This window comes from Actinospineispora spinosispora DSM 44797 (assembly GCF_000429025.1).
GTDB lineage: Bacteria > Actinomycetota > Actinomycetes > Mycobacteriales > Pseudonocardiaceae > Pseudonocardia > Pseudonocardia spinosispora.
The window spans coordinates 119,272-139,417 of the sequence record NZ_KE386839.1; the positions used below are offsets into that span (position 1 = coordinate 119,272).

General features: G+C 71.1%; 20 protein-coding genes. 8 read left to right on the forward strand and 12 right to left on the reverse strand.

All coding sequences use genetic code 11. From position 1 onward, the window contains the following. Nucleotides 1-164: 164 nt before the first annotated feature. Entirely contained in the window at nt 165-1,112 is a 948-nt protein-coding gene (locus G406_RS53290) for an ornithine cyclodeaminase family protein (RefSeq protein ID WP_037081408.1), read from the reverse strand. A gap of 165 nt (nt 1,113-1,277) precedes the next feature. On the opposite strand from G406_RS53290, the gene G406_RS0142865 reads away from it, so the two are divergent. From G406_RS0142865 to G406_RS0142895, 7 genes are all read left to right on the forward strand, one after another. After that, nucleotides 1,278-2,843, forward strand: coding sequence for an aldehyde dehydrogenase family protein (locus G406_RS0142865; protein WP_245607435.1), 1,566 nt, complete (start codon nt 1,278-1,280; stop codon nt 2,841-2,843). A 3-nt stretch (nt 2,844-2,846) separates the two neighbouring features. Next, nucleotides 2,847-4,013 (forward strand): NAD(P)/FAD-dependent oxidoreductase, encoded by a 1,167-nt coding sequence (locus G406_RS0142870; RefSeq protein ID WP_028938672.1) that lies wholly within the window; start codon nt 2,847-2,849, stop codon nt 4,011-4,013. A 29-nt stretch (nt 4,014-4,042) separates the two neighbouring features. Further along, nucleotides 4,043-5,188 carry a Glu/Leu/Phe/Val family dehydrogenase gene (locus G406_RS0142875; protein WP_028938673.1) on the forward strand — a complete coding sequence of 382 codons (1,146 nt, stop codon included), beginning with the start codon at nt 4,043-4,045 and terminating at the stop codon, nt 5,186-5,188. A 62-nt stretch (nt 5,189-5,250) separates the two neighbouring features. Beyond that, nucleotides 5,251-6,159 carry a LysR family transcriptional regulator gene (locus G406_RS0142880; protein ID WP_028938674.1) on the forward strand — a complete coding sequence of 303 codons (909 nt, stop codon included), beginning with the start codon at nt 5,251-5,253 and terminating at the stop codon, nt 6,157-6,159. An 83-nt stretch (nt 6,160-6,242) separates the two neighbouring features. Further along, on the forward strand, nt 6,243-8,393 hold the full coding sequence (locus G406_RS0142885) for a thiamine pyrophosphate-dependent enzyme (protein ID WP_028938675.1): 2,151 nt from the start codon (nt 6,243-6,245) through the stop codon (nt 8,391-8,393). Nucleotides 8,394-8,491: 98 nt separating this feature from the next. Further along, nucleotides 8,492-8,839 carry an ArsR/SmtB family transcription factor gene (locus tag G406_RS0142890; RefSeq protein WP_028938676.1) on the forward strand — a complete coding sequence of 116 codons (348 nt, stop codon included), beginning with the start codon at nt 8,492-8,494 and terminating at the stop codon, nt 8,837-8,839. Continuing rightward, the gene (locus tag G406_RS0142895) at nt 8,836-9,666 is read left to right on the forward strand and encodes an SRPBCC family protein (protein WP_028938677.1); all 831 of its coding nucleotides are present in this window, start codon (nt 8,836-8,838) and stop codon (nt 9,664-9,666) included. The genes G406_RS0142890 and G406_RS0142895 overlap by 4 nt, the downstream gene beginning before the upstream one ends. Here G406_RS0142895 and G406_RS0142900 read toward each other — a convergent pair whose 3' ends face one another. The 5 genes from G406_RS0142900 to G406_RS0142920 all read right to left on the reverse strand — a co-directional run bounded on the left by G406_RS0142900 (nt 9,667) and on the right by G406_RS0142920 (nt 13,603). Continuing rightward, complete coding sequence (locus G406_RS0142900) at nt 9,667-10,479, reverse strand: DUF3891 family protein (protein WP_028938678.1); 813 nt, start codon at nt 10,477-10,479, stop codon at nt 9,667-9,669. Between the two features lie 144 nt (nt 10,480-10,623). Then, on the reverse strand, nt 10,624-10,974 hold the full coding sequence (locus G406_RS0142905) for a MerR family transcriptional regulator (RefSeq protein ID WP_028938679.1): 351 nt from the start codon (nt 10,972-10,974) through the stop codon (nt 10,624-10,626). 10 nt (nt 10,975-10,984) lie between these two features. Next, a complete protein-coding gene (locus G406_RS0142910) occupies nt 10,985-11,728 on the reverse strand; it encodes an SDR family NAD(P)-dependent oxidoreductase (RefSeq protein WP_028938680.1) in 744 nt (247 codons plus the stop codon). Between the two features lie 43 nt (nt 11,729-11,771). Continuing rightward, entirely contained in the window at nt 11,772-12,536 is a 765-nt protein-coding gene (locus G406_RS0142915; protein ID WP_028938681.1) for an enoyl-CoA hydratase-related protein, read from the reverse strand. Continuing rightward, nucleotides 12,533-13,603 carry a LacI family DNA-binding transcriptional regulator gene (locus G406_RS0142920; protein WP_028938682.1) on the reverse strand — a complete coding sequence of 357 codons (1,071 nt, stop codon included), beginning with the start codon at nt 13,601-13,603 and terminating at the stop codon, nt 12,533-12,535. The genes G406_RS0142915 and G406_RS0142920 overlap by 4 nt, the downstream gene beginning before the upstream one ends. 137 nt (nt 13,604-13,740) lie before the next feature. Between G406_RS0142920 and G406_RS0142925 the strand changes: the two genes are divergently transcribed. Further along, nucleotides 13,741-14,913 carry an MFS transporter gene (locus tag G406_RS0142925; RefSeq protein ID WP_245607436.1) on the forward strand — a complete coding sequence of 391 codons (1,173 nt, stop codon included), beginning with the start codon at nt 13,741-13,743 and terminating at the stop codon, nt 14,911-14,913. A gap of 150 nt (nt 14,914-15,063) precedes the next feature. On the opposite strand, the gene G406_RS53295 is transcribed toward G406_RS0142925, so the two are convergent. From G406_RS53295 to G406_RS53300, 6 genes are all read right to left on the reverse strand, one after another. Next, on the reverse strand, nt 15,064-16,155 hold the full coding sequence (locus G406_RS53295) for a YeiH family protein (RefSeq protein ID WP_211241446.1): 1,092 nt from the start codon (nt 16,153-16,155) through the stop codon (nt 15,064-15,066). Further along, nucleotides 16,152-16,289 (reverse strand): hypothetical protein, encoded by a 138-nt coding sequence (locus G406_RS57675; RefSeq protein WP_156935468.1) that lies wholly within the window; start codon nt 16,287-16,289, stop codon nt 16,152-16,154. The genes G406_RS53295 and G406_RS57675 overlap by 4 nt, the downstream gene beginning before the upstream one ends. Nucleotides 16,290-16,417: 128 nt before the next feature. Continuing rightward, on the reverse strand, nt 16,418-17,299 hold the full coding sequence (locus G406_RS0142940; RefSeq protein WP_028938684.1) for an ABC transporter permease: 882 nt from the start codon (nt 17,297-17,299) through the stop codon (nt 16,418-16,420). Beyond that, nucleotides 17,289-18,068: an ABC transporter ATP-binding protein gene (locus tag G406_RS0142945; protein ID WP_028938685.1), complete on the reverse strand. Its 780-nt coding sequence runs from the start codon at nt 18,066-18,068 to the stop codon at nt 17,289-17,291. The genes G406_RS0142940 and G406_RS0142945 overlap by 11 nt, the downstream gene beginning before the upstream one ends. 7 nt (nt 18,069-18,075) lie before the next feature. Then, a complete protein-coding gene (locus tag G406_RS0142950; RefSeq protein ID WP_028938686.1) occupies nt 18,076-19,152 on the reverse strand; it encodes an ABC transporter substrate-binding protein in 1,077 nt (358 codons plus the stop codon). Nucleotides 19,153-19,220: 68 nt separating this feature from the next. After that, nucleotides 19,221-20,126, reverse strand: coding sequence for a sulfite exporter TauE/SafE family protein (locus G406_RS53300; RefSeq protein ID WP_051343445.1), 906 nt, complete (start codon nt 20,124-20,126; stop codon nt 19,221-19,223). Between the last annotated feature and the right edge of the window lie 20 nt (nt 20,127-20,146).

Consider the following 20,146-nt stretch of genomic DNA (forward strand, 5'->3'; position numbering starts at 1 on the left):
TGAGTGGCAGCTTCACTCGTGAGGAACCCCAAGGGAAGCCCAACGAGCGATGTGAAGCCTCACCCTCAGCCCAACTGCTACTGGCTCTGGTAGCTCGCACAGAGGTTGTGTACGCGACACAGAGGCCCCGGCCTCTGTGCCGCGTGTGGACGGTCTGTGCGAGCTCAGCCGGGGAGCGTGGCCAGGACGGCGTGGGCCGCCGCCGCGTCCTGGATGCCCAGGCCGACGCTGTTGTAGAAGACCAGTTCGGCCGGGTCGGTCCTGCCGACCGCCGCACCGGTCAGGACCTCGCCGAGTGACACCAGGTCCGTCTCGCGCAGGTCGCCGGCGGACAGGCCCATCACGACCGGTCCCGCGTGCCCCAGCGACGTGGCGACGTCGTCCACGACCACGCGGGCGGCTCTGAGCAGCTCGGGTGGGACCTCGCTGCGGTGCGGCTCGAATGACCCGACGCTGATCACAGTCGCACCGGGCAGCAGGTGCTCCACCGACAGCACCGGGCTGTGGCTGAGCGTGCACGTCACGACGAGCGGCGCGGCCCTGACCGCGTCCGAGGCACTCGACGAGGCCACGACGTCCAGACCCAGTTCGTCGCGCAGCGCGGCGGCGGCGTCCTCGCGCCGACGGGGCGACGGGCTCCACATCCGCACCTTCTTCAGCGGCCGGACCCGGGCCAGCGCCCGCACGTGCGCCCGTCCCTGCACCCCACAACCGAGGACCGCCAGCTCGTCGACGCCGTGTGGTGCCAGCGCGTCGGCGGCGACCGCGCTACCGGCGGCGGTGCGGATCTCGGTGAGTGTGCGTCCATCCAGGACCGCCGCCAGCCTGCCGGTCGTCGCGTCGAGCACCAGCACGGTCGCCGAGATCGTCGGCAGGCTTAGCGCGGCGTTGCCCGGGTGCACGTCGACGAACTTGCACACCGCGCCGTGCCCCGGCGACAGCCTGCTGACGTAGCAGAGCGCCACCGACCCGTCGGCGGGGTTGGGCAGCACCGCCTTCTCGGCCAGCTGGGCGGTGCCCCGGCCCAGCGCCTCGAACGCCTCCCGTTGCGAGGCGATCGCCTCGTCCCAGCCCAGGGCCGCGCCGACTTGGCTGTCGCTGAGTATGAGCATGGGGTATTTCTAGCCCCCCTGCGCACGAGATGTGAGGCCGAAAGCACAAGCAGAGCTGAGCCTCAGCGTCGCCAACAGTCCGCGATCGTGACCTCGGCAACGGTCCCCGCGCCCCCTACCGTCACTACGGACACGACCGGCAGAGCACAGGAAGCGGGTATGGGCATGACGTTGTCTTCGGTGATCGATGGTGCGGACCTGGGAGACGGTGCCAGCGAGTACCTCTCTCGGAACCCGTCGCGCCTTGACGACGTGGTGGCACGGGTCCAGCTCGCCAGGCCGGATGCACTACGGCGCGCCGCCGAGTCGGGACGGCGGGCGCAGCGCGACTGGGCCGAGGTGCCCGCGCCGGTACGTGGCCGGGTGATCGCGAACCTGGGGCGGCTGGTCGAGTCCAACAAGCAGGCACTGGCGGAGCTGGTCACCCGGGAGATCGGCAAACCGATCGCCGAGGCGCTCGGCGAGGTCCAGGAGATGATCGACACCTGCGACTTCTTCCTGGGCGAGGGACGCAGGCTGTACGGCCAGACGGTTCCCTCGGAGATGCCGGACAAGCAGCTGTTCACCTTCCGGGTCCCGGTCGGTGTCGCCACCATCATCACGGCGGGGAACTTCCCGGTCGCCGTGCCGTCCTGGTACCTCGTGCCCGCGCTGCTGTGCGGCAACGCCGTGGTGTGGAAGCCCGCCGAGTACGCGGCCGCCAGCGCCCGCGCCTTCGCCGAGCTGGCATGGCGCGCGGGTGTCCCGGCCGGAGTGCTCAACCTCGTCTACGCCGACGGTCCCTCGACGTTCGACGGCCTCGAGCAGGCACTGTCCGCCGGTCTGGTCGACAAGGTCGGGTTCACCGGGTCCAGCGCGGTCGGTGCCCAGGTCGGCGCGTTGTGCGGGCGGCACCTGCAGTCGCCGTGCCTGGAGCTCGGCGGCAAGAACCCGATGGTGATCGCACCGGACGCCGACCTCGATCTCGCCGTCGAGGGCGCGCTGTTCTCCGGTTTCGGTACGGCGGGCCAGCGCTGTACCTCGCTGGGCTCGGTGATCGCGCACGCGGACATCCGCGACGAGTTCGTCCGCCTGCTGGACGCGGCCGTACGCGGCGCGGTGGTCGGGGACCCGACCGGGAATGTGCTCTACGGCCCCATGCTGGACGAGAAGTTCGCCGACAACTACGAGAAGATCCTCGGCTGGATCGCGCCGCACCACCGGGTTCTGGGCAGCAGCGCGGTCGGGCGGATCACCGACGCGTCGCCGAGAGAGGGCTTCGTCGGCGACCATTCGGCGGGACTGTTCTACCACCCGGTCCTGCTGGACGGGGTCCGTGCCGAGGACGAGGTGTTCCAGCAGGAGACGTTCGGCCCGATCGTCGGCGTCACCGGCTACCGCACGCTGGACGAGGCGATCGAGCTGGCGAACGCTCCCGGTTACGGACTGTCCGCGTCGATCTACACGAACGACCCGGCGACCGCGTTCCGGTTCCGGTCGCGGATCGGCGCGGGCATGGTGAGCGTCAACAACTCCACGTCCGGCGCCGAGGCGCATCTTCCGTTCGGCGGCAACGGCAAGTCTGGCAACGGCAGCCGGCAGTCCGGTGTCTGGGTGCTCGACCAGTTCACCCGCTGGCAGTCGATGAACTGGGACTTCTCCGGCAAGCTGCAGAAGGCGCAGATGGACGTCGCCACGGTCGAGCCGGATCTGGACTACCGGCTGCCCTCGGCCGAGCAGCTGGGGAGCTGACCCGTGCCCCGCGCGCTGCCCGCCGCCGCCGAGGTGGTGATCGTCGGCGGTGGCGTCGTAGGTGCCAGTGCCGCGTTCCACCTGGCGGAGGCAGGGGTGGATGTTCTACTGCTGGAACGTGATGAGCTCGCCTCCGGCAGTACGTCGAGGGCGGCGGGCGGGGTGCGCGCGCAGTTCTCCGACCCGGTGAACATCGCGCTGGGGCAGCGCAGCCTCGACGCGTTCGAACGGTTCGCCCAGCGACCGGGCGGCGAGATCGACCTGGTTCAGAACGGCTACCTGTTCCTGCTGGACGACGCCGATGATGTGGCGGCGTTCGAGCGCAGCGTCGCGCTGCAGAACGAGCTCGGCGTGCCCAGCCGGATGCTGGACGTGGCGGAGGCTCGGAGACTCAGCCCGTACGTCCGGCCGGAGGGTCTGCTCGCGGCCGCGTTCTCGCCGAGGGACGGCCACTGCACGCCCGAGGCCGTGGTCTCCGGTTACGCGGCCGCCGCCAGGGCGCACGGCGCGACGATCCGCAGGCACTGCGCGGTCACCGGGATCGACTCCCGCGATGGGCGGATCACCTCGGTGCGGACGGCCGACGGGGGCGTCCGCACCGAGGTGGTCATCTGCGCGGCCGGTGCATGGTCGGGCGCGGTGGGTCAGATGGCGGGCGTCGAGCTGCCGGTGCGGCCGCTGCGCCGGCAGATCGTCGTCAGCGAGCCGGTCCCGGACCTGCCACCCGACCTGCCGTTCACGATCGACTTCGGCACGTCGTTCTACTTCCACGACGAGGGCAGTGACACGGGCCGGGCCGTGCTCATGGGCATGTCCGACCCGGAGCAGGAGTTCGGCTTCGACACCTCGCGCAGCGAGGAGTTCCTGGAACGGCTGTCCGAGGTCGTCGCGCGCAGGGCGCCCGCGCTGTCGGAGGTGGGGATCGCGCACGGCTGGGCCGGGCTGTACGAGGTCACCCCGGACCGCAACGCGGTCGTGGGCGAGGCGCCCGAGGTCGGGCGGTTCCTCTACGCGACCGGCTTCTCCGGCCACGGCTTCCTGCAGGGACCGGCCATCGGGGAGGTACTGCGCGACCTGGTTCTGGGCCATACACCGGTGGTGGACGTGTCCGCGCTGGACGTCCGCCGGTTCGCCGAGTCCACGTCGCGGCCCGAGCTCAACTGCGTGTGAGGGATGACTGTGTTCGAGGGATGGCTGGGATGACCGATCTGCTGCACACCATCGACGAGTGGGGCCCGGAGAAGATCGTCTGCGTCTCCGACTCACGGACCGGCATGCGCGGCGTGCTGGTGATCGACAACACCGCGCGTGGCATGGGCAAGGGCGGCACCCGGATGAGCCCGAGTGTCACCGTCGGGGAGGTCGCCCGGCTGGCCAGGGTCATGACCTGGAAGTGGGCGGCGGTCGACCTGTTCCACGGCGGCGCGAAGGCCGGCATCATGGCCGACCCGACCAGCCCCGACAAGGAAGCCGTGCTGCGTGCGTTCGTGCGCAGGCTGGCCGACCAGATTCCGTCGTCCTACGTCGCCGGGCTCGACATGGGCATGACCGAGCACGACGCGGCGATCATCCAGGACGAACTGGGCGACCGGGGCGCCGCGGTCGGGGTGCCGGAGCAGCTGGGCGGTGTGCCCTACGACGAGCTGGGCGTCACCGGCTACGGCGTCGCCGAGTCGGTGGATGCGGCGCTGACCAGGGCCGGACGTAGCACCAAGGGAGCGCGCGTCGCGTTCCAGGGCTTCGGCGCCGTCGGGTTCGCCGCCGCGCGTCGACTCGACGAGATGGGCGCGACGATCGTCGCGCTGTCCACGGCGCGCGGGGCCGTGCACGACCCGGACGGTCTCGACGTCGCGCACTGGCTGGCCTCGCGGGCAGAGCGGGGCGACGACTGCGTACTCGGCGTGGCGCCGGCGTTGCGGATCGCTCCTGGCGACGAGCTGACCGTCGACTGTGACGTCCTGATCCCGGCCGCCACCCAGGACGTCATCGACGCGTCGGTGGCGTCGCGGATTCGGGCCTCGCTGGTCGTCGAGGGTGCGAACCTGCCCACGAACCCGGGGGCACGGACCGTCCTGGCCGGGCGCGGAGTCACCGTCGTGCCGGACTTCATCGCCAACGCGGGTGGTGTGGTGGCCGCCGCGTTCGCCATGGACGCCCGTTACTCGGCGTTCCGCCCGGACCCGGCGGCGATCTTCGAGACGATCTCCACGAGGCTGCGGCACAACACCGAGACCGTCCTTGACCACGCCGAGGCGACGGCGACGACCCCGCACGAGGCTGCCCTGCACATCGCCACCGAACGGGTCCGCACGGCGATGCGCCTGCGAGGCCGCCTCCCGCACTGAGAGCCGTGAGTGTTTTCGGCTGCTGGGGCAGCCGAAAACACTCACGGCTCTAGGATCGGCGTGTGCTGAACCCGATTCATCTGCGCACGCTGCGGGAATGTGTGCGGACCGGGTCGTTCGCCGAGGCCGCCCGCGAGCTCGGGTACACCGCCTCGGCCGTGTCCCAGCAGATCTTCCTGCTGGAACGGTCGGTGGGGGCGCCGCTGTTCGAGCGGTCCGCGCGCAGTGTCCGCGCCACCGCCGTCGCGCTGCTGCTGGCGGAGCGCAGCGGGCCGGTGCTCGGCGCGCTGACCACCTTGGAACGCGAGGCCAGGTCGATGGCGCTCGGCGAGCAGGGCAGCCTGCGGTTGGCCAGCTTCGCGACCGCCAACGCGCGGATCGTGCCGGCGGCGCTCGCCGCGGTCGTCGCCGACCGGCCGAAGGCGGAGGTCCAGCTCGACGAGGGTGAGCCCAGCGAGGTGCTGGACGGAGTGCTGGACGGCAGCCTCGACGCCGCTGTGGTGTTCGACTACGACCTCGACCCGCGGGACTGGCCGGTCGAGCTGCGGCGCACCGAGCTGCTCGCCGAGCCGCTGGTACTCGCCGTCGCGTCGGGGCACCGGCTCGCCGGGCAGAGCGAGGTCGAGCTGGCCGAGGTCGCCCAGGAGACCTGGATCTGTACCCGAACCGACACCGCCGGTGCGCGCACGCTGAACCGGCTGGCCGCCGAAGCGGGCTTCACCCCTCGGATCATCTTCCGCAGCAACGACTACGCGGTGGTGCGTGAGCTGGTGACCCGCAACCTGGGCGTCGCCATGCTGCCGGCCCTGGCCTGGCCGGAGGACGGGGTGCACACGGTCCGGCTGGTCGGCGCCCAGACCTACCGCAGGGTCCTGGTGCTGTACCGCCAGAACAACGGGAACCCGCTGCTGCCGCTGGCACTGGACTGTCTCGCACGGTCGTGCGACGAGATCAAGGCGGCGTGGAGCTGAAGCCATCCTTGGGCTCAGCGGCGTAGACCGCAACGCTCGCGGGCTTTGCGTCGAACGCTGTTGCGGGACAGGCTGATACCACCATGACTGAAGCGATCGACGACCACTTCCTGAGCCGGATCGCGGCGACGAGACCCGGCCGCGAGGTCGAGCTGCCGTCCTCGTTGACCGGGCAGCGCGCGCTGGAGCTGTTCGACTCCCAGCTCGGCAGCCGCCACCTGGACCTGATGGCACGCGAGCTGGGCGCCAGGGGAGAGGGTTTCTACAGCATCGGATCCTCCGGTCACGAGGGCAACGCGGCGGTGGCGGCCGCGCTGCGCCCGACCGACCCCGCGCTGTTGCACTACCGGTCGGGCGGTTTCTACGTCGAACGCGCCCGCCAGGTCCCGGAGCAGAACCCGCTGCTGGACGTCCTGCTGGGCATCACGTCCGCCGTCGACGAACCGATCGCGGGTGGGCGGCACAAGGTCTTCGGCAACAAGGCGCTGAGCATCCTGCCGCAGACCTCGACGATCGCCTCGCACCTGCCCCGCGCGGTCGGTCTCGCGTTCGGCATCGAGCGGGCGGTGAAGCTCGGCGTCGAGGGGGAGTGGCCCAGCGACTCGGTCGTGGTGTGCAGCTTCGGTGACGCGTCGGCGAACCACTCCACCGCGGTCGGTGCGATCAACACCGCGTTGTACTGCGGCTACCAGGGGCTGCGGATGCCGCTGCTGCTGGTGTGCGAGGACAACGGCATCGGGATCAGCGTGCGGACGCCGACCGGGTGGATCGCCTCGACCTACGGGCAGCGTCCCGGACTGAAGTACTTCGACGCGGACGGCACGGATCTCGCACAGACCCTGGATACCGCGCGCAGGGCCGCGGACTGGGTACGCACGCGCCGTTCGCCCGCGTTCCTGCGGCTGCGCACGGTGCGGCTGATGGGGCACGCCGGCTCCGACGTCGAGTCCGCGTACCGCCGGGCCGCCGAGATCGTCGCCGACCACGACCGGGATCCGGTGCTCCGCACCGCGCAGCTGCTGATCAGCGCCGGCGTGCTGACCTCGGAGCAGGCGATCGAGCGTTACCAGGACAAACGCGACGAGGTGCGTGCGTTGGCCGCCGATGCGGTGGGGCGGCGGCGGCTGGGTTCGGCGCGCGAGGTGATGGCTCCGTTGGCGCCGTCGAACCCCGACGCCGTCGCGGCCTCGGCCGCGAGCCTCGCCGGCCCGGCCGATCAGGGCGGCCTGACCCTCGCCCAGTCGGTCAACCGTGCGCTGGGCGATGTGCTCGACGCCGAGCCGGGCGCCGTCGTCCTCGGCGAGGACGTGGCCGCGAAGGGCGGCGTGTACGGGGTGACCAGGGGGCTGGCCAAGCGGTTCGGCACGGCGAGGGTGTTCGACTCACCGCTGGACGAGCAGAGCGTTCTCGGCACCGGCCTCGGCATGGCGCTGACCGGGTTCGTGCCGATCGTGGAGATCCAGTACCTGGCCTATCTGCACAACGCGGCGGACCAGCTGCGCGGCGAGGCCAGCACGCTGCGGTTCTTCTCCCAGGGCCAGTACCGCAACCCGATGGTCGTCCGGATCGCCGGGCTCGCCTACCAGAAGGGTTTCGGCGGCCATTTCCACAACGACAATGCGGTGGCCGCGCTCCGTGACATCCCCGGGCTCGTAGTAGCGGCTCCTGGCCGGCCCGATGACGCCGCGGCGATGCTGCGCACCTGCGTCGCGGCCGCCCGCACCGACGGCCGGGTGTGCGTGTTCCTCGAACCGATCGCCCTCTACCACACCCGTGACCTGCACGAATCCGAGGACGAACAGTGGCTTGCGCCGTACCCGTCCTCGGAGGGACACGTGCCACTCGGCGTGGGGCGGACCCATGGTGACGGCGCCGACCTCACGCTGGTCAGCTTCGCCAACGGACTGCGCATGAGCCTGCGCGTCGCCGCGCGGCTGGCGGCGCGGGGGATCGGCGTCCGGGTGCTGGACCTGCGCTGGCTCGCGCCGCTGCCGGTCGAGGACATCGTGCGCGAGGCGACCGCGACCGGACGGGTGCTGGTGGTGGACGAGACCAGGGCGACCGGCGGTGTCGCCGAACCGGTGCTCGCCGCGCTCGTCGACGCCGGCTTCACGGGTGCGATGGCCAGGGTGAACAGCGCGGACAGCTTCATCCCCCTCGGCAGCGCGGCCAACGAGGTCCTCCTGTCCGAGCACGACATAGAAAAAGCCGCCCTGGCCCTCCTCCAGCCCTAGCCCCCGCGAGTCGGGAGATTCTGCCGCGCGAGTCGGGAGATTCTGCGGTAAGTATAGATGCTGTTGCGGTTATATTGCTGAGACGGTATGTTCGTGCCGTGACCAGTTCGTTCGAAGTGCTCGGTGAACCCATGCGCCGGCGAATCCTGGACCTGCTGCGGGTTCGCCCTCGGCTCGTCGGAGAGCTGACCGAGGCGCTCGGGCTGAGCCAGCCCGGCACCTCGAAGCACCTGAAGGTGCTGCGCGAAGCGGGCCTGGTCACGGTCCGCCCCGATGCGCAACGGCGCTGGTACGAGCTGCGGACCGAACCACTGGTCGAGATGGATGCCTGGCTGGCGCCATACCGGCTGCTCTGGGAGCACCACCTCGACCTGCTGGAAAGCCACCTCGACGCGATGCCGGACGAACCGGCCGCCCCCGATCCCGACCGGAAGGACCCGCCATGAGCAACACCACCCTGCGCAGTGAGGGAGACCGCGCTGCAGTGCGTCTCGAACGGGCGTTGCGCCACCCGGTGGAGAAGGTGTGGCGGGCGCTGACCGAGCCGTCGCACCTCAACCGGTGGTTCCCGTTCGACGTCGAACCCGAGCTGACCGTCGGCGGAACGGTGCGGTTCGTCGACCGCAGCGGCGGACCGTCCGGCAAGGGCACGATCACCGATCTCGAGCCGCCCAGGCTGATCGCCTACTACTGGGAAGAAGATCACCTGCGGTGGGAGCTGAGCCCGACCGAGGAGGGTTCCCTGCTGGTGCTCACGCACACCGTGGCGGATCGGTTCGGCACCGCCAGCTTCGCCACCGGCTGGCACGCGTGCATCGACGGACTGGAGTCGGTCCTGGCCGGCCAGCCCGTCCAGCCGCCGTCGGACATGGACGCGCCCCACGAGGAGTTCGTGACCCGGTTCGGGTTGGACGAAGGCGTCGTCTCGGACGGGACGGTCCGGTTCGAACGCCAGCTTGTCCGCCCGGCGGACGTCGCCTGGCGCGCGCTGGTCGGCCCACAGACCCCGAAGGTCGGTGACGCCGCGCCCTCCGGCGCGACCGTGTCGAACTTCGCGCCGGGGCCGGTCACCGAGTCGCGGACGGCGCAGGTGCTGGAGTACCGGCTGCGGGCCGGGGGGACGGTGCGCTGGGAACTGGGCCAGGGAACCGGCCACGGCGCCCGTCTGGTCCTGACGCACACCGATCCGGCTCGGCAGTCCGAAGCACTCGCTGTCTGGCGGGACCGCATCGCGGTGCTCGCCGCCGAGATTCGCGCGACGCCGCGCGGCTGATCAGGTACGGGTGACGGTGCACTCGAGCACGGTGGATCCGGCCGCCGCAAGGGTGGCCAGGAAGTCCTCGGGGTCGGTGTAGTCGCGGTCCGGAACGACCTGCGCGGTCACCGGCAGTGTCACGGTGTCGTCGGCGAACGGGTACGGGTCCAGCGCGAGCCGGAACCGGCCCTTCGCGGTGCACCGCAGCTCGCTCCCGTTCATCGTGGACGGCAGGGGAGTGATCACCCCGTCCGCCGCGTGACGCAGCGCGAACTGGAGCGACAACCGGTCCCAGACCTGCAACAACAGGTACGCGGACATCACCTCGGGCAGTTCGTGCGGGGCGTTCGGCGCGGCATGCCCGACGGCCTCGGCGTACAGGTCGGCCTGCAGCGCGGCCATGTCCGCGAGGAACTCGGTGACCAGCACGCGCTCGACGTCGGTGAGCGACTGGTCGCCGATCTCCTCCAGCCGGTAGCTGCTGTACCGGTCGTTGTACAGACCGGCACCGTGCATGCTGACCAGCAATCCGGTCCACGGGTCCAGCTGCGCGGCCCGCTCGATACCTGCCCGGTAGGCCGGGATGTGCTCGCGTGGCTTGACCTCGTAGAACTGCGTCGGTTGCCGCGTCGACGGATCGATGTCCGGGTGGCTCTCCCAGATCGCCCAGCCGTCGTCGTGGTGCGCGGCCGCCAGCCGGCTCGCCTCCCGGTGGTCCACGACCGGCGGAACCTCGTCATTGCCCCAGGCCTGCGCGATCAGCCCGGTCTGCGTCCCGTGATCGGTCTGCCGGACGACGAGGAGCTGACCGTCATACCTGCTGAGGATCATGCGAGAGCGCTCCGGTGGTAGTCGGATATAACGTCCGCGCAAGCCTTGCACACAACATCCGGACCACACCGCGCACCTTCCGCCCACACCGCGCGGTGTGCACCGCGCGCGGCGTGGACGCCAGGTGCGCGGTGTGCGCGTTGCCTACCGCTCCACCTGGCGAAGCGCCGCCGCCAGCCGGTCCCGGGCCTCGGTCTGCGCGGCGATGCGACGGTCCAGCACCGCCAGCCGGTCCCGCGCGATCCGCAGCCCGGACGGGGACGGCGGCGCGGTGCTCATGTCTCCGTCCAGGCAGCCGGAGAACGCGCGCACGTCGTCCAGCGTGAGCCCCGCGGCCAGCAGGTACCGGATGTTGCGCACCCGGGTCGCCGCGCGTTGGTCGTAGTCCCGGTAGCCGTTGGCCGCCCGGACTGAGCTGATCAGGCCTTCCTGCTCGTAGTGGCGCAGGGCCCGGGGTGTCGCCCCGGTCGCCGTGGCCAGCTCACCGATCCGCATCAGCAGATCGTCACGCGACCACCGCCCCGCCGTCCACCGCGACCACCGTGCCGGTGACGAACGACGCCGACGGTGAGGCCAGCCGCGTGATGACCCACGCGACCTCCTCGGCGGTACCGAGCCTGCCGAGCGGGGTGTGGTCGAGCTGCCAGCGCCGCAGCTCGGCGAGACGATCCGGTGGCAGATGATCCGCGATGGGCGTCTGGATCGCGCCGGGCGCGACCGCGACGACCCGGATACCCCGGGGTGCCAGCTCCACGGCCCAGGACCGGGTGAGCAGCTCCAGCGCCGTCTTCGTCGCCGCGTAGACACCGTTTCCGGGCCAGGCACGTTGGCCGACCGACGTGCTGACGTTGACGATGACGCCGCCGGACCCCAACGCCGGCAGCGCCGCTTTGGCCAGCAGGATCGGCGCCACGAGGTTGGTCGCCAGCAGGGGCTCGATCAGCTCGCGCCGCGCATCCGCCAGCGCCCCGCTCACCGCCAGCGCCGCGTTGTTGACCAGCACGTCCAGCCGGCCGAACCCGTCGAGGGCGGTAGCCACGATCCGCTCCGGCTCGCCGTCGCCGGTCACGTCGGCCACCAGTGGCCGGATCGTCCGATGGTCGGCCGCGGTCTCCGCCAGCGGCCCGGTCCGGCGTCCGACCGCGAGGACGTGGTCACCGGCCTCGGCGAAGCATCGAGCCGTCGCACGGCCGATGCCGGAGCCGGCGCCGGTGACCACCACTACCCGGTTGTCGATTGGTTCGGTCACCCGGTCATCGTGGAACCCTGCCGCCAAGGGCAGGGTCAAGCGTTCAGTTCGCCCAGGACGGCTTGCGCTTCTCCATGAACGCGCGGATGCCCTCCTGTCCCTCCTCGGACGCGAAGCGCTCGGCGGACACCTCGGCCATCGCGGCGAGGTCGTCGGACATGGTGCGCGCGGCGCTTCCCCGCAGCAGCACCTTGGTCGCGGCGAGTGCACTGGGTGCCCCGAGCCGCAGCATCTCCGCGTAGCGCGTGACCTCCGCGTCGAGACCGTCGGCCGGCACGGCCTTCGTGATCAGACCGATCTCGGCGGCCCGGCGCGCGTCGAACGTCTCGCCGGTCAGGAACAGCTCGTGCAGCGCGGCCGGCTGCACCTGGGGGACCAGCGGCACCGAGATGACCGCCGGGACCACCCCGATGCGGACCTCGGTGAAGGCGAACGTCACGGTGTCGGCGGCGATCGCCAGGTCACACGCCGAGATCAGGCCGACGCCGCCGGCGCGCGCCGGACCGGCGAGCCGGGCGATCACCGGGGTGGGGGAGGTCCAGATCAGCCGCAGCGTCTCGGGGAAGTCGGCGACACCCTGCTCGGAGGCGCTCGCGCCTCGGGACTCCTTGAGGTCCATACCGGCGCAGAACACCGTGCCGGTGTGGGTGAGCACGATGGCCCGCACCGCGTCGGAGTCGATCGCCGAGGTCAGGTGGGCGTGCAGCTCACCGCGCAGCTGAGCGGACAGCGCGTTGCGGTTGTGTGGCGAGTCCAGGGTGATCGTGGCGATCCCCGACTCGATCTCCAGATGGACGAGTTCGGTCATGACCGGACGGTAACCGGTGGCGGCCCGGTCGTCGTGCCGAGACGCACCGTGACCGGGAGACTCACATCGGCCGGGCGGCGCCCCTCGAGCAGCTCGACGACGGCTCGCGCGGCGGTGCGGCCCTTCTCGTCGGTCGGCTGGACGACCGTGCTGAGCACGGTCGAGTGCAGCCAGGGCAGATCAGCACCGTCGAATCCGGCCACGCTGACGTCCTCGGGCACCCGCAGACCGAGCTGGGCGGCGGCACGCAGCACCCCCGACGCGAGCACGTCGCTCTGCGCGATCACAGCGGTGGGCCGCTCCGACTCCGGTACGTCCAATAACACCCGGCCGGCCCATTCACCCTCGTCGACCGCGTTGCTCGCGGTCTCGACGACCGGGACGTGGCCGAACACGTCGAACACGCCCTCCATCCGGTGCCGGACGTCGCGGTAGTGCACGAGCGCCCTGCGCGCCTCGTCGACCGGTCCCCGGCTACCGTCCAACCGCAGCGGCATGGCGATCGTCGCCACCCGCCGGTGGCCGAGGTCGTGCAGGTGGCGTGCCAGCTCCGCTGTTCCGCCGCGATCGTCGATGTCGACGAGCACGACTCCGTCCGCCACCGGCCCCTCGACCCCGACGAGCGGAACCCCGCGCCGGCTCAGCAGCTCCAGCGCCGGGTCGTCCTCAAGGCCGCAGGTGGCGAAGATGGCGGCGTCCAGCGGGATACGGGCGAGCTTGTCCAGCCCCGGTCTGCTGGTGTCGCCGGCGAGCAGGAGCAGACCGACGCCGTGCGGGCCGAGCACCTCGGAGATGCCGTCCAGCAGCTGCACCGCAACCGGGTCGCGGAACGCGTAGAGCAACCGTTCGCCGACGAACGTACCGACGATGCCGCTGCGACCTCGGCGCAGCGACGCGGCGAGCGGGTCCGGTCCCGCGTAGCCCAGCTCCTCGGCCGCGGTGAGCACCCGCGCCCGGGTGTCGGGGGTGACCCGCGAGCTTCCGGAGAACGCGAGTGACGCGGTGGACGGCGACACGCCGGCATGCGCGGCCACCTGGGCCAACGTGGTTCTCGGGTGTGCGCACACACCTCAGACGGTAGCCGGTGAGACCGAAACCGCGTTGTGATCACCGCCGTTGCCCAGGTAGCGTGCCTATCGAATCGATTCGATTGTGGACTGTGAGGGGCGGGCAGGGGATGACGGAGCTGGTCGGGGGGACGCGCGTGGATGCTCTGGCGCGTGCCAGGAACGGTGTACTGGCGGCGTTCGCCGCGAACGGACTGTGCTTCGCCTCCTGGTTGTCCCGGGCCCCGCAGGCGCGGGACGCGTTGTCCCTGTCCGCCGCCCAGCTCGGTCTGCTGCTGCTCTGCCTGTCCGGTGGCGCCTGTCTGGCGCTGCCCGCATCCGGTCCCGCCGTGCACCGCTGGGGTGCGGCGAGAGTCGTCCTGATCGGGTCGATCCTGGTCGGGCTCGGTCTGCTCGGCTTCGCCGCCGGGCTCGCCGCCGGGACGGTGTGGCCCGCCGCCGTCGGGCTGGTGCTCACCGGAATCGGCATGAGCAACTGGGACGTGGCGATGAACGTCGCCGGCGCCGATGTGGAACGCAGGCGCGGCCGCTCGCTGATGCCCCGGCTGCACGCCGGCTTCAGCCTCGGCACGGTCGCCGGGGGCGGCGTCGGCGCCCTACTGGCCGCGTGGCTCGTGCCCCTGGCCATCCAGGTGGCGGTCGTGGCGGTGCTGGCGCCGGTCGCGATGGCGTTCGCGGTGCGGTTGTTCCTCCCGGAGGAAGCACACGAGCCGGACCAGCCCCGGCCCAAGGGCGATGCGCTGCGTGCCTGGCGTGAGCCGCGCACCCTGCTGATCGGCCTGCTCACCCTGTGCGCGGCGTTCGCGGAAGGGTCGGCGAACGACTGGCTCGCCGTGGCGCTCGTGGACGGACACCAGACGTCGGCGGTCGTCGGAGCGCTCGGGTTCGGTGTGTTCGTCACCGCGATGACGATCGGGCGACTCGCCGGTGGCGCACTCCTGGACCGCTTCGGCCGGGTGGTCGTGCTGCGCGGACTGCTTGCCGTGGCGCTGGTCGGGCTGCTGCTGGTCGCGTTCGCGTCGTCGATCGTCTGGGTGCTGGTCGGCGCGACGCTGTGGGGTTTCGGTGCATCGCTCGGCTTCCCGGTGGGCATGAGCGCGGCGTCGGACGAGCCGAAGCTGGCGGCCGCCAGAGTCGGGGTGGTCAGCTCGGTCGCCTACACCGCGTTCCTGGCCGGCCCGCCGCTCATCGGCCTGCTCGCCGAACATTCCGGCATCCTGCACGCCCTGCTGGTGGTGCTCGGAGCCCTCGTCGTCGCGCTGCTGGTGACCGGTGTGGCCCGGCCACCAGCAGCACCAGAAGCGCGCTGAACAGCTCGGGCCTACCGCGTGACGCCCAGGCGGCGCCCTCGCCGCGTTGTCGGTTCGGGCCGATCCAACAACGGGATCGGCCCGCGCCTTCGCCTTGCGATGACGTCACCTGGCCGCCACGCGCCACGGCCGGAGCTGTCCAGCACACTCCTAGAGCGCGCCGAGCAGCCGTGAGGTGATCAGGACCTCGCCCAGCGCGGTCGCCGCGACGACGGCCAGTGCGATCGCGCCGACCACGAACGGCCGGAACCCGGTGGTGCGCATCTGTCGCAGGTCGAAGTTCAGCCCGACCCCGGCGAAGGTCAGCAGGAACGCCCACTTGGACAGGTTCCCCAGGCTCGCGATCTCCGGTTTGCTGAACAACCCCGCGGTGGCCAGCGCGGACACCGCCAGGTAGCCGAGCACGAACTTCGGGAACCGCTGCCAGACGAACCCGGCGCGGGCGCTGAACCCGGTGCCGATCGCGGCGGCCTGGCCGCGCGAGGACCAGTACAGCGCGTAGAGCAGCACGACGAAGCCGATCAACGCGTTGCGGGTGTTCTTCACCAGGACCGCGACGTCCTGGGCGTGCGGTGAGTAGAGCGCGCCCGCCGCGGTGGTCTCCGCCGTGTTGTCGACCGCGAGACCGGCCCAGACGCCGTACTCGGTGTCGGTCAGCGCGAGCGCGTGCCCGATCAGCGGGAAGGTGAGTAGCGCGACGGCGCCCAGCGCGAGGATCGCGGCGATGGCGTAGCCGGAGTCCTCCTCGTCGGCCTCGATCGCGCCGCGCCCCGCGATGATCGCGGACACGCCGCAGATCGCCGTCCCCATCGCGAGCAGCGAGGTGAGCTTGCCGCTCAACCGCAGCCACCGTCCGAGCAGCAGCACGATGCCGGTGGCGATCGCGATGTCGATGAACACCAGCAGCAGGCTGACGCCGCCGAGGCGCAGCACGTCACCGATCAGGAAGCGGGCGCCGAGCAGCACGATGCCGATCTTCAGCCACAGCTCGTAGGTGCCGACGCCGGGCTGGAAGACCCGATGCAGACCGACGGTGTTGCGGATCAGAGCGCCGAGCAGGATTGCCCACAGCACGTACTCGATGTCCGGCAACGGCGTGTGCGTGGCGACGCCGAGTGCCTTGAACTCGGCCTGCGCCCACTTGCCGATCAGCCCGATCACCGCGAGCAGCACCAGGCCTGGCACGTAGGACAACAGGGTCACCGGTGCCCTGCGCAGAGCTGGACTCTGCGCGCGGGTCACCACGGGATCACCGGCAGCAGCCCGGTGCCGACGGCGACGACGAGGACGCCGGCGACGATCACGGCGATCCAGTCGACGGACAGCCAGGGGCGTGGGCCCTCAGCGGGTTCGAGGGGAGGTTCGGGGGTACTCATGACGGACTCCGGCGAGTGAGACGGGACGGACGCGGACCCTGCGGTCAGCGACAGAACTCGTCGAACGCATGCTGGCGACGGCTCGGCCAGAACGTTTCCCAGGTGCACTCGTCCGGAGTCATCGCCGGTTACCTGCTGATCGCGAGGCCGCGGGCGCGCAGCACCCGCTGCTCGACCGGACGGAACACCAGCAGCTCGATGCCGATCCCGACGATGAGGATCAGGAAGATCGCGGCGATCACCATCGACATGTTGTTGAAACTGCTGCCCTGCTCCAGGTAGGCGCCGAGGCCGACGCCGAGCAACGGGCCGGCGGCGATGATCTCGGCTGCCATCAGGGATCGCCAGGAGAACGCCCAACCCTGTTTGCATCCGGCGAGGTAGCCGGGCAGCGCGGCGGGCAGCAGGATGTGTCGTGCGCTGGCCAGGCCCCGGGCGCCGAGCACCTGCCCGACCCGGGGCAGCAGCGGTGGGATCTGGTCGATGCCGGCGACCAGGCCGTTGGCGATCGACGGGATCGAACCGGCCAGGACCACGAAGTAGATCGTCGCGTCGGTCAGGCCGAACCACAGCACCGCGGCCGGCACCCAGGCCACGGACGGCAGGCTCTGCAGACCGGACAGCAGCGGTCCGATCGCGGAACGGACCACCGGGACCTTGGCGACGAGCAGACCGAGCGGCGTGGCGATGATCAGCGCGACCAGGAACCCGAGGAACGCGCGGCTGATCGAGGTCCAGAGGATGGACCACACCTCACCGGTCGCCAGGACCTTGCTGAACTCCTGCCAGACCGACACCGGTGCCGGGAGCTTGAACTCCGGCCAGAACGCGGCCGCCCACAATCCCTGCCACAACGCCAGGAACAGCACCAACGCCACGAGAGGCGGCAGTCCGACGGTCACCGCGCGGCGCCACCACGGCGTGCGCTGCTCGATCGGCGTGTCGAGGGCGTCCAGGCCGGCGACCGTCGCCGCCGAGTCGTCCCGGACATCGGTCAGCTCAGGCGGCATGGCGGCTGATCACCTCGCGCAACCGTGCGGTGATCTCGTCGTGCAGCTCGGGCAGCCGGTCCTGGGCGCGCCGGACGTCCCACTGCCCGACGACCGTGCCGGGGCGCGACGACAGCAGCACGACCCGCTGGGCCAGCCGCAGCGCCTCCCGGACGTCGTGGGTGACGAACAGGACCGTGGTCCCGGTCGCCCGCCAGACTCGCAGCAGCTCACCCTGCAGGACGTCCCGGGTGATCGCGTCGAGCGCCGCGAACGGCTCGTCCATCAGCAGCAGCCCGGAGGTCTCCTCGCCGGAGGTCGCCGACGCCAGCGCGCGGGCCAGCGCGACGCGCTGGCGCATGCCGCCGGACAGCTCGTGCGGGCGCTTGCGCCCCTGGCCGTCGAGCCGGACCAGCTCCAGCAGTTCCTGAGCGCGCTTGCGCCGGTCGCCGCGGCCCACACCGCTGAGCTGCAGCGGCAGCTCGACGTTGCGGGCCGCGTCCAGCCAGGGCAGCAGCGCGGGTTCCTGGAACATGAACGACGGCCGCGCGGAACCGCGGCGCAACTCGCCGGTGGTCGGCTGGTCGAGCCCGGCGATCAGGTTGAGCAGCGTCGACTTGCCGCAACCGGAGGCGCCCAGCAGGCACACGAACTCGCCGGGACGAACGTCGAGGTCGATGTCGCGCAGCGCGGTCACCGCGGTCGGGCCGGTCCCGAAGGTCTTGCCGATTCCGGTGAGCTGAACCGAGGACGTGCCGGAGGTGAGGGGCTGCTCGATCGTCGCGGTCATACCGGGATCACCTCTGGGTGTTGTCGAGGCCGGCGGCGTCCACCGTCGGCTTACCGGCGGCCTGCAGGACCTTGTTGAGCTCGGTGACGTCCACGAACCCGTTCAGCTCGGTCGCGGTCGGCGCGACACCCGCGGTCACGCTGTCCTTGGCCAGCTGCGGGAACGACGCGGCGAGCGGGTCCGAGCTGAAGGACAGCTCGGAGAACGCCCTGTCGAGCACCTTCTGGCTCAGGCTTGAGTTGGTGAGCCGCTTGATGGCCTCGTTGGTGACGGTCTTCGCCTCGGCCTGGTTGTTCGTGGCGAAGTCGATGGCCTGCTGCTCACCGCGCAGCAGCGCGTCCACCGTCTCCGGGTGCGCGCGCAGGAAGTCGGTGCGCACGATCAGCACGGTGCTCGGGAACTGCCCGTTCGGCCACAGCGTCTTCTCGTCGACCAGCACGCTCGCGCCCGCGTCGACCAGCCGCGAGCTCCACGGCTCGGGCAGCCAGCCACCGGCGACCTGACCGCTCTTGAACAGGTCGAGGGTGCGCGGGTTCTGCAGGTTCTGCACCGCGACCTGGTCCGGGCCGGTGCCGACGGTCAGGTTGTGCTCCTTGAGCCACTTCTTGAACGCGACGTCCTGCGTGTTCGCCAGCTCGGGTGTCGCGATCGTCTTGCCCTTGAGCTGCTCCGGCGAGGTGATGCCCGGCTGAACGACGAGCTGCGCGCCACCGGACGTCGAGCCGGCGATCAGCCGGACGGTCTCACCCTTGGACTGGGCGAACGCGTTGATCGCAGGGCTGGACCCGACGAACGTGGCGTCCAGCGATCCGCCGAGCAGAGCCGCGACCGCGGGCGGTCCGGAGTTGAACGGCTGTGAGATCAGCTTGGTGTTGCCGAGCTCCTTGGCGAAGAAGCCCTTGTCGAGACCGATGAGCGCGGGCGCGTGCGTGATGTTGGGGAAGTAGCCCAGCCGCAGCTCGGTGGCCGGTCCCTGGCTCGCGGGCGCGGCGGAGGGTGAGCTGTCGCTGCCGGCCCGGGAACAACCGGCGAGTGCCGCTGCCAGTGCCAGAGCCACGGTCAGAACACGAAGGTGGCGGTTCATCTTGTCCACTTCTATCGATTTGGCAGCGATTTGGGGGAGAGGCGTGGTCGGGTCGGTGACGCGATCGGTCAGTGGACGGGGTCGAGCTGCTTCTCGGTGACCGGCCGCGCGGTCCGGGTACGGGGGGTGAGGACGGCCATGACGACGAAGCCGACGACGGCGGCCGCGATCAGGAACGGGGTGCCGACGTTGAGCAGCGCCAGCGCGGAAGCGAGCAGCACGGCCGTCACGACCGGCCGGATGACGGCGGCGGGTCCCTGCGCGGACACCTTCGCACCGAGATACACGCCGGGCAGGGCGCCGAGCAGCAGCGCGGTGGTCAGCGCGAACTGCACGTCACCGAACAGCAGGTGTCCGAGCGTCGCGGCCGCGACCAGCGGGATCGCCTGCACGATGTCGGTGCCCACCAGCTTGGCCGGGCGCAGCGTCGGGTAGGCGAGCAGCAGCAGCGCGATGATGACGGAACCCGCGCCGACCGAGGTCATGCCGACGGCGAAGCCACCGACCACGCCGATCACGATGGTGCGCAGTGGACGGATCACCAGCGGCTGCTCGTCTTGGCCGTCGAGTGCGTCACGGCGGCGGTTGCGCCGATCCAGCAGCTGCCGGGCGACCATCATCGCCACCGAGGCACACAGCGCGACGCCGATGATCACCTTGAGGTTGCCCTGCACCCCGGCTGAATGGCCGATCGCGCCGATCAGCACGGCACCCGCGAACGCCGACGGCACCGATCCCAGGGTCAGCCAGCCGACGAGCTTCCAGTCGACCGTGCGCTGCCGAAGGTGCACCGCGCCACCGACCGGCTTCATCACCAGCGAGGTCAGCAGGTCACTGGAGATCGCCGCAAGCGGCGCGACCCGGAAGAACAGCACCAGCAGCGGGGTGAGCAGCGCGCCACCACCCATGCCGGTCAGTCCGACCAGGAAGCCGACCAGCAGTCCGGCGACGGACAGCGAGAGATCGAGGTGCACGATGAGGTGCCTGCCTAACG

What these genes read in the sequence shown, in the direction of transcription:
- G406_RS53290 (WP_037081408.1), bottom strand. Translation starts at nt 1,112, where the DNA reads ATGCTCATACTCAGCGACAGCCAAGTCGGCGCGGCCCTGGGCTGGGAC.
- G406_RS0142865 (WP_245607435.1), top strand. Translation starts at nt 1,278, where the DNA reads ATGACGTTGTCTTCGGTGATCGATGGTGCGGACCTGGGAGACGGTGCC.
- G406_RS0142875 (WP_028938673.1), top strand. Translation starts at nt 4,043, where the DNA reads ATGACCGATCTGCTGCACACCATCGACGAGTGGGGCCCGGAGAAGATC.
- G406_RS0142885 (WP_028938675.1), top strand. Translation starts at nt 6,243, where the DNA reads ATGACTGAAGCGATCGACGACCACTTCCTGAGCCGGATCGCGGCGACG.
- G406_RS0142895 (WP_028938677.1), top strand. Translation starts at nt 8,836, where the DNA reads ATGAGCAACACCACCCTGCGCAGTGAGGGAGACCGCGCTGCAGTGCGT.
- G406_RS0142900 (WP_028938678.1), bottom strand. Translation starts at nt 10,479, where the DNA reads ATGATCCTCAGCAGGTATGACGGTCAGCTCCTCGTCGTCCGGCAGACC.
- G406_RS0142905 (WP_028938679.1), bottom strand. Translation starts at nt 10,974, where the DNA reads ATGCGGATCGGTGAGCTGGCCACGGCGACCGGGGCGACACCCCGGGCC.
- G406_RS0142915 (WP_028938681.1), bottom strand. Translation starts at nt 12,536, where the DNA reads ATGACCGAACTCGTCCATCTGGAGATCGAGTCGGGGATCGCCACGATC.
- G406_RS57675 (WP_156935468.1), bottom strand. Translation starts at nt 16,289, where the DNA reads ATGAGTACCCCCGAACCTCCCCTCGAACCCGCTGAGGGCCCACGCCCC.
- G406_RS0142940 (WP_028938684.1), bottom strand. Translation starts at nt 17,299, where the DNA reads ATGCCGCCTGAGCTGACCGATGTCCGGGACGACTCGGCGGCGACGGTC.
- G406_RS0142945 (WP_028938685.1), bottom strand. Translation starts at nt 18,068, where the DNA reads ATGACCGCGACGATCGAGCAGCCCCTCACCTCCGGCACGTCCTCGGTT.
- G406_RS0142950 (WP_028938686.1), bottom strand. Translation starts at nt 19,152, where the DNA reads ATGAACCGCCACCTTCGTGTTCTGACCGTGGCTCTGGCACTGGCAGCG.